This window comes from Cloacibacillus sp., from assembly GCA_036655895.1.
GTDB lineage: Bacteria > Synergistota > Synergistia > Synergistales > Synergistaceae > JAVVPF01.
In genome coordinates this window covers 1-7888 of record JAVVPF010000053.1, presented here as the reverse complement: position 1 = coordinate 7888, position 7888 = coordinate 1, and the positions used below count along the sequence as shown (strand labels likewise).

Below are 7888 nucleotides of genomic sequence, written 5' to 3'. Positions count from 1 at the left end.
CCGCGTCAGAGGACCCCGGAGAGTTCGACCTTCGGGGAGAGTAGAGGATAACGGGGGAGGAGGAGCCGACGGTTCTTCCTCCCCCGCGGCTTTATTTGACGTTTTTAACGATAAGGGATGGAGTGATTTTTATGGCTGAGGTTTCTATAGTAGGTATTTGCAATATGGCGCTGCGGCTGGCGAATGTGCAGACGATCGACTCTTTGGACGAGGCGTCGGACCCAGCGCGGAAGTGTACGGATTTTTATGACATGGCGCTGGATTTTCTGCTGCGGGAGGCGGTGTGGCATTTCGCGCGCTCTTTCTTCCAGCTTTCCCGATTGGTTTTTAGTCATCCCCATTGGCGGCACGTCTATGGGCTGCCGGACGATTTTCTTTATGCGGTGCGGGTTTTTCCCTGCGAGATGTGCGGGGAAGAAAATTATCGGCAGGAGAGATATTCATCCGCCGACGCCCGCTTTGAGATCGCGCGCCTGGGAGGAGCGACGGACAGTTCTTCGGTCTGTTTGACGGACGTGCCACGGGCGATGCTGGAGTATGTGGCGCGCGTGACGGACCCAACGGTCTTTGACGCGCATTTTGTGGAGCTTTTGACGCTGAAGCTGGCGGCGCTTTTGGCGGCGCCGCTTACGGGCGCGGCGCAGCTGGCGCAGTATTATGAGAGCCGCCTGGCGCAGGCTTTGCAGCACGCGAAGGCGCTGAACGCGGGCGAGGGTCGTCGCCGCGAGGCAAAACGACCGCGGGAGTCGTCGTTTATTTTGGCCCGCCGCGGGCTGAGGAAGGGTTAGGATGGGCTTTTACGGGATTCAGCCCTCTTTTGCCGGAGGCGAGCTTTCAGCGGCGTTGTATGGCCGCGTGGATATGGCAAAGTACAGCGTAGGGCTTGCGAAGTGCCGCAACGCCTTCGTGCACGCCTATGGCGGGGTTTCGAACCGCCCGGGGACGGAGTTCATCTCAGAGGTGAAGGATTCGTCGAAAAAGGTGCGGTTGGTGCCCTTTCAGTATAATACGCAGGACGCCTATGTGCTGGAATTCGGCCATGGGTATATTCGTTTTTATACGGACGGTTACCAGATCGAAAGCGGCGGTTATACGGAGGAGACGCTTTCCGCCCTGAATTTTGTGCAGTCGGCCGACGTGCTGTTTATCGTTCATCCTTCCGTGAGGCCGAAGATGTTGTCGCGTTATTCGCATACGAGCTGGACGCTTACGGATTTTGATTTCAAAAACGGGCCGTTTATGGACGTCAATGTGACGGAGACGACGGTGAAGGCCTCCTGGGTCACGGGAAACGTCACTCTGACGGCTTCCGCTTCGCTGTTTTCTTCCGGCCACGTGGGTTCGCTCTTCAAGATCGGTTCGGACGCTGCGGGCTACACGAGCATGGGGATTCCGAACGCGCCGGCTTACAGCTGGGAGTTCAACCGGCAGTGGCCGCAGGGCTCTTTTTGCACGCATAACGGCAAGATGTGGCGGGCGCTGGAGGGTTATCGCGAAAGCGTCGTGGAGACCGAGAAGCGCGAGCCGGGGGCCGATTCTACTTGGGAGAGGGTAAGCGATACGGAGGGCGTCGAGATATGGGCCTATAAGAGCTGGGACCTGCAGACGCAGGGCTTCTGGCGCGGGACGATCTATCTGGAGCGCTGGGATGAGGACGCCGGCGTCTGGAAGGAGGTCCGCTCTTATTCTTCGGCGGCTTCTTCTTCGTCGAACAGCTCTGGGGCGAAGAATTTCAACGAGGGCGGCGACGTTGAGGAACCGACGCGCCTGCGCGTTCGCAGCTATTCTTTCGCGCAAGTGGTGCCGGACGGCGGCGGCGATGTGGACCGCGGCTATGTGTCGCTTATCGCCTCGGGCGGGGAGTTTTACGGCATGGCTGCAATTACCGCGGTCTCTTCGGGGACTTCGGCTTCCGCTCGGGTGCTTACCCGGCTGCCGGATGTTTCCGCGACGAAGCTGTGGGCCTTTGGCGCCTGGAGCGGCGAGAACGGCTGGCCGGCTACGATCGGGTTTTTCAATCAGCGGATGGTTTTCGGCGCGACAAGAAAGCAGCCGCAGACTTTATGGTTTTCCAAGCCGGACCTCTATCGGGATTTCGGGACGACGGTTCCTACGGCGGACGACGACGCCATCTCCATCACGCTGGCGGCGGAGCAGGTGAACGCGATCCGCCATATCGTCGGCATGTCCGATCTGCTGGTTTTTACGGCGGCTTCGGAGTGGAAGATTTCTCCGGGCGACAATCCTTTCACGCCTTCCAACGCTCCCGCACGGGTGCAGAGTTATTACGGCGCCTCCGCCGTCTCTCCCGTATTGGTGGGCAATATCGTTTTGTTTGTGCAGAATCAGGGCTCGACGTTGCGGAATTTCGGCTATGTTCTGGAGTCGGACGGCTATAAGGGGACGGATCTGTCGGTGCTGGCGAAGCATTTGCTGGAGGAGAGAGCCCTGGTTTCCATGGCTTTGCAGCGGGAGCCGTGGGGGGTGCTTTGGTGTGTGCGCGACGACGGGGCGCTTGCCGCCCTCACTTATCTGCCAGAGCATGACGTGATGGCCTGGCATCTGCATACGACGCCGGGGGCTTTTGAATCCGTCGTCTCGGTTCCCGGCGCAAAGCAGGATGAGGTTTGGTTCGTGGTGCGGCGTACGGTGAACGGCGTGACGAAGCGTTATGTGGAACGCCTCGCCCACCGGCTGCCGGACGGCGATTTGAAGCGGGCCGTCTTCGTCGATTCGGCGCTCTCTTATCATGGTCAGTCCGCTGTGAAGGTTGTCTCCGGCCTGTCGCATCTGGAGGGAAAAACGCTTTCCGGTCTGGCAGACGGCTTTGTGATTTCACCCGTGACGGTGGCGGGCGGGAGCGTGACTTTGGATTTCGCGGCCAAAGACATCGTGCTGGGGCTGCCCTATGTTTCCGAGGTGAAGACGCTGCGGATGGAGCCCGGTTTGAAGGACGGTTCGGTTCAGGGGCGGTTTAAGGCGATTAACAAGCTCATAGTGCGCGTGGAGAAGACGCTGGGCGGGAAGTTCGGGGCGGGCGAAGGGCTGCCGCTGGATGAACCCAAGTACCGCTCCGTCGAGATGTACGGCTGTCATACGCGGCTTAAGACGGGGGATATCGAGATAAGTTTCAACGGCGGGTATAACCGCGAGGGGCAGATTTATTTCCGTCAGGAGGAGCCGCTGCCGTTTACGGTCCTGGCCTTTATTCCCGAGGTCACGGTCGGTGGGTAGGGATGACGGTTTATTACAGGCATGAGGATTGGACGGTCGAAGAGGTAAGACCGATAGACTGTCTTGCCGTCTCGCTTGAATTACGGGAGGCGGACCGCAGGGAGATTTTCGCCTCTTCCGGCGAACAGGGGGCGGCGCACGCTGCAGCGGAGTCGGTGCACGGGTCGCTGGTTTGTTTTTGTGTGAAGCGCCGCGGTTCGCCCGTGATGCTTTTCGGTGTGGCCAGGCGCGCGCTATTGGGTTGCGAGCATGTCGTCTGGGCACTGGCCTCAGAGGAAATAGAACACGCGCCGTTTGTCTTTCTGCGGCATTGTCGGCGGGTCGTGGAGCGGTTGAACGAGGTTTTTCCCGTGATGGTGAATTTCGTCGGGGTCTGGAACGAGCAATCTTTGCGCTGGCTTCGCTGGTGCGGTTTTCGCGTGCTTCCCGCGCGAAGGGTCGGCCTGCACGGGGAGTGGTTTTATCCGGTGGTAAGGAGGCGGGGGTAAGAGATGTGTACTTTGGCGATGGCGATTTCCGGTTTCGGGAGCGCTTTTTCGGCGATGGGCGCGATAAGTCAGGGTAAGGCGGCGCAGGCGCAGGCCGAGTATTCCGCCGCGATGTCCCGGCAGAACGCCGAGATGGAGAAACGCAAGAGCGAGGACGCTTTGGAGCGCGGGCGCATAGAAGCGGCCTCTGTGCGCGAGAGGGGCCGTCAGTTTACGGGGGCTCAGCGCGCGGCGCTGGCCTCTTCGGGCACGCAGCTCGATACGGGCTCGCCTCTTGCGATGCAGGTGGATACGGCCGGGATTACGGCGGCGGACGCCGCGAAGGCCAGTTATAACGCGGCCATGGAGAGCTGGGGCTTTTTGGGCAATGCCGCGAATTATGAGACGCGGGCCAGGAATTATGAGGCGGAGGGCGAGGCGGCAAAGAAGGCCTCTTATCTGAACGCTGGGACTTCGCTGCTGACGGGGGCCTCGAGTCTGGCCAAGCAGTGGGATTTCTGGAAGAACGGAGGCCCAAGCGGTCTCTCTTATCTTAATATGCTCCCATAAAAGGTGATAACAAATGGTTACGATTATTCCAAGGGCCGAGGAACGGTTGCAGGTGAGGCCGCTGGCCGACGTGCGCCGCGAGGAGCGCGCGCCTAATACCGGCGTCGTCGTCGCGGAATCTCAATATAAGCTGGGGCAGGCGGTGGCGAAAGAGGCCATATCTTTTGGAGAGCTGGCAATCCGAAAGCAGGAGCAGGTGGACCGCATCGAGCTGGCGAAGATAAAGGCATTGAGGGACTCAGAGCTCAAGACGGTTCTCCTGGAGGAGGAGCGGATCCCCGACTATGAGGGCATGGGCGACCGTATAACTTCTCGTATGAAGAAGTATGACGACGATTTGCGCAAGGGCGTGAACGGACGGCTTTTGAAGTATGTCGACCCGATGATCGAAACGGAGGGCGCGAAGCTGGTTCCCGTTTTGCAGGGAATGTATTTGAAGAAACAGGACGATCACGCAAGCGCGACGGCGCTGGAAGCGATAAACCAGTTTATTCAGAATAAGGATTGGGACAACGCCATAGCTACGGTGGACGGCATGAGCTGGCTGGATGAAGCGCAGCGCGCGAAGATGAAGATCGATGTCGAGAATAAGAGGCAGGCTCACGAACTTGCGGCAAACGCCCAGGCATTTGCCGGCGATATGCTCAAGAAGCACGGCGTGGACGGGCTTTCTTCCGCGATCGCCGAGGTTCGGGAGGCTTATAAGGGCAAGGACGAGGACGTTTATCTCGGATATGTCAATTCGCTGTACTCTGACGTACGCGCCGCCCAACATACCGAGCTTGAATCAGCGAAAGTAGAGGTGCAAAAGGCCCTGTATGGCGGCGCTTCCCACAGCAAAGTAGCCGGGGTGATTGCCTCTTATTCAGAAAAATTCAAAGGTTACGGGACACAGGGAGAGGCGTGGGCGCTCGGACTAAAAGTCGACAACGACCGCGTGCACGGCACAGGCATCTTTGCTCCGAAGCCGAGCGAAGCCCTTACGCGCCTCCCTCTCACCAGAGCAGAAGCGGTGCGGCAGCTTGTTCATTTCAACCCTGAGTTCGCAAATTTGCCGAAAGATGAACAGGAACGGCTGATGCGCAAAAGGCTTGGCATCAGCGAAGAGCAGCACAGCGCGTATTTTACCCAGCTTGGCGAGGCAAAATTAAGGGGAATGTCCAACGAGCATTTAAACAAAGCCGCCGCGATGGGATATATCACCTATGACGAAGTCAGGCAAATCGTCGAATATGACAAGAAAATATCACCGGGCAATAAAGATTACCTCAAAACCAAAGAGAAAAACATGGATCTATTCCTAAAAACCCACGGCGGCAGTATCTTTGGCGGCACACAAAATCCTGCCAGGAATACGGCAATATTCTATTTTCGTGAAGAGAGCAGAAAACTTGACCCGGCGGCCCCAGATTTCTATAAACAGGTGGACGAAGCGGGGCGACGTGCCATGCTCCGGGCTATTGAGGAAAAACATAAGTCTGGTATGCCTTTAATAGATGAAGGCTGGATCTGGGACAGCGACACAGAGCTCGGAACCCTTAAAAAGTCCGTGGACGGGCTTAAAATTAAAGATATCGCAAGAGATGTTCCTCCGCGTCCTTGGGGGATGTCGTCGCAAAAAAATGACACTGACAATTTGCCAGAAGCCAAAAAGGATGTGCAGGACGAGCTTGACGAGATTCTCAAGTCGAATCCTCCTGCCGATTAATCGGTACATGACATGAAGGCCGCTGTGTTGTCACCGGTGGCCTCTTTTCTCTAGCTTTGCTGCCTGAGTATGTTGACCGCATTTTGGGTCCGTCTCGTTCATTTGCCGTCATTCATAATGCCCGCGGCATTGGACGATTATTATTTCCGTTTCGGTCAGTTTGTAGACGAGGCGATGCTTTTCGTCGATGCGGCGGCTCCACAAGCCGGAAAATTCGTGCTTTAACGGTTCCGGCCTGCCCAGTCCCTCGTTGCCGTGGCGATCGATGTCTTCTATGAGCTGGTTTATCCGCTTGAATATTTTTTTGTCTCGGACATGCCAGTCCAGGTATTCATCCCAGGCTTCATCCGTCCATGATTTATTCATCGCAGGGTATCAGCTCGTGGCGCGTGATTTTGCCCGCATTCATTTGAGCGACGCTTTCTCTGAGGTGACGCATGTTTGTCTCCGAGTAGAAGGGGTCGCGCGATATTTCAAAGGGCAGTCTGTTTTCCCGCAGCATCGCTTTGAAGAAGAGGTTGACCGCCGTCGAGGGGTTCATTCCCACGTCGGCGCAGAAGGACTCTATTTCACGCTTGGTATCTTCTTCCACGCGGATAGACATTGTTGCAAGCGGCATGGTTACCACTCCTTTCGATAGGAATTATAACATGTTTGTCGGTTTTTTGAATACGTAGTAATGCCATGAATGACGTTGTATTAAATATTTAAGGTGGTTTTGTGGGAGGTCTTTTGATGGACGAAGAGCTTTTTAGATTGGCGCAGGACCCTACCTATTTCCCCGGGCGGAAAAAAGAATTGGAAGAAAAGACAATTTTTCCCCGTAACTCGAAGGGAAGGAACGAAGAAAACCTCTCGCGCCTGGCACAGGATCCTACATACACGCCCGAACGAAAAGAGACGGCGCCGATAGTCGAGGATTATTTATTCCTCTCCTATCCCAACAAAAAAGAGGCGATAACAGAGGCTCGCGTAAGGGGCTATTCCGACGATGCCATTCTTGAACGACTTGCGCTGTACGAAAAAGACATGCTCTTGCACAAGCAGCCGGCGGATGTCAGCGCCTCATTTGGACGCACGGACGATTCGGAGGCCGGACGCAAGCGTTATTTGCAAATGAACCGTGTCGGCGCCATCTCCGAAGTCACTGGACTTGAGCCAAAGGAGGTATTCGTCCGGACAAAAGAGGCGGAGGCGGTCGGCATCAATCCGGAAGCTTTTTTTGCCGATGAAGATTTTTACCGACTGGCGAAGTCGAGCGGCGTCGTCAAAGAGCGCATGAGTATAGCGCAGAACGTTATAAACGGCGTAAAGATATCGAAGCTGCGGGACGAACGCGGCGCGCTATATCATGACAACCTTCTGCGCCCTGCGGAGGGCGCCGTTAAAAGAATACAGGAGATAGACAAAGAGATAGAAGAGCTTATGCCTCCGGCATATAATCCCGGCCTGAACAAGGCGTTTTTTGACGCGGCAAACAGCATGGGGTCTTGGGTCGATTCGCAGGATCTGTGGATGGCGGCCGGAGGGTTGGCTTTGGGCGCTCTTTCTGCGCCACTCATAATACCCGCCTCCGGGGTGACGCTGGGAACGGCGGCGATAGGCGCGACCGCCTTTTCCGCAGCAAAGATGGCTTACAACACTTCCATGATCTCACGCATGTTCCTGCGCGAGTCGGCGGAGTTCAACGAGAACCTCGTTAAAGAAGGAGTGCCGCAGTACGCGGCGTTGCCGGCTGCCGCCCTTTATGGCGCCGTCTCCGCTGGTATTGAATACAATATGTTTTCTGGCGTATTATCGTCCTTTGGCAGTAAAATCGGCGGCAATATGATAATGGACTATGTGCGCGGCTATGGCAAACGGGCCATAAAAGGTTTTGCTGCCAACCCCGCTATCGCGCCAAAGCTTG

Annotated in this window: 8 protein-coding genes; 6 read left to right on the top strand and 2 right to left on the bottom strand. The window is 56.5% G+C overall.

Translation table 11 applies throughout. From position 1 onward, the window contains the following. Positions 1-131 precede the first annotated feature (131 nt). The 5 genes from RRY12_11900 to RRY12_11880 are packed head-to-tail and all read left to right on the top strand — an operon-like array spanning position 132 to position 5979. On the top strand, positions 132-788 hold the full coding sequence (locus tag RRY12_11900) for a hypothetical protein (protein MEG2185375.1): 657 nt from the start codon (positions 132-134) through the stop codon (positions 786-788). A 1-nt stretch (position 789) separates the two neighbouring features. After that, complete coding sequence (locus tag RRY12_11895) at positions 790-3234, top strand: hypothetical protein (GenBank protein ID MEG2185374.1); 2445 nt, start codon at positions 790-792, stop codon at positions 3232-3234. Positions 3235-3236: 2 nt separating this feature from the next. Beyond that, the gene (locus tag RRY12_11890; protein ID MEG2185373.1) at positions 3237-3722 is read left to right on the top strand and encodes a hypothetical protein; all 486 of its coding nucleotides are present in this window, start codon (positions 3237-3239) and stop codon (positions 3720-3722) included. A 3-nt stretch (positions 3723-3725) separates the two neighbouring features. Continuing rightward, the gene (locus tag RRY12_11885) at positions 3726-4271 is read left to right on the top strand and encodes a hypothetical protein (protein MEG2185372.1); all 546 of its coding nucleotides are present in this window, start codon (positions 3726-3728) and stop codon (positions 4269-4271) included. Between the two features lie 13 nt (positions 4272-4284). Beyond that, positions 4285-5979 carry a hypothetical protein gene (locus tag RRY12_11880; GenBank protein ID MEG2185371.1) on the top strand — a complete coding sequence of 565 codons (1695 nt, stop codon included), beginning with the start codon at positions 4285-4287 and terminating at the stop codon, positions 5977-5979. A gap of 108 nt (positions 5980-6087) precedes the next feature. On the opposite strand, the gene RRY12_11875 is transcribed toward RRY12_11880, so the two are convergent. Continuing rightward, the gene (locus RRY12_11875) at positions 6088-6345 is read right to left on the bottom strand and encodes a Txe/YoeB family addiction module toxin (protein ID MEG2185370.1); all 258 of its coding nucleotides are present in this window, start codon (positions 6343-6345) and stop codon (positions 6088-6090) included. Further along, the gene (locus RRY12_11870) at positions 6338-6598 is read right to left on the bottom strand and encodes a type II toxin-antitoxin system RelB/DinJ family antitoxin (protein ID MEG2185369.1); all 261 of its coding nucleotides are present in this window, start codon (positions 6596-6598) and stop codon (positions 6338-6340) included. Before RRY12_11870 ends, RRY12_11875 begins: the two co-directional genes overlap by 8 nt. 116 nt (positions 6599-6714) lie before the next feature. On the opposite strand from RRY12_11870, the gene RRY12_11865 reads away from it, so the two are divergent. Then, positions 6715-7888: hypothetical protein (locus RRY12_11865; GenBank protein ID MEG2185368.1), on the top strand; the 1174-nt coding region annotated here is incomplete at its 3' end.

Coding starts and splice junctions, on each gene's coding strand:
- RRY12_11885 (MEG2185372.1), top strand. CDS start 3,726: ATGTGTACTTTGGCGATGGCGATTTCCGGTTTCGGGAGCGCTTTTTCG.
- RRY12_11870 (MEG2185369.1), bottom strand. CDS start 6,598: ATGCCGCTTGCAACAATGTCTATCCGCGTGGAAGAAGATACCAAGCGT.
- RRY12_11900 (MEG2185375.1), top strand. CDS start 132: ATGGCTGAGGTTTCTATAGTAGGTATTTGCAATATGGCGCTGCGGCTG.
- RRY12_11895 (MEG2185374.1), top strand. CDS start 790: ATGGGCTTTTACGGGATTCAGCCCTCTTTTGCCGGAGGCGAGCTTTCA.
- RRY12_11875 (MEG2185370.1), bottom strand. CDS start 6,345: ATGAATAAATCATGGACGGATGAAGCCTGGGATGAATACCTGGACTGG.
- RRY12_11880 (MEG2185371.1), top strand. CDS start 4,285: ATGGTTACGATTATTCCAAGGGCCGAGGAACGGTTGCAGGTGAGGCCG.
- RRY12_11890 (MEG2185373.1), top strand. CDS start 3,237: ATGACGGTTTATTACAGGCATGAGGATTGGACGGTCGAAGAGGTAAGA.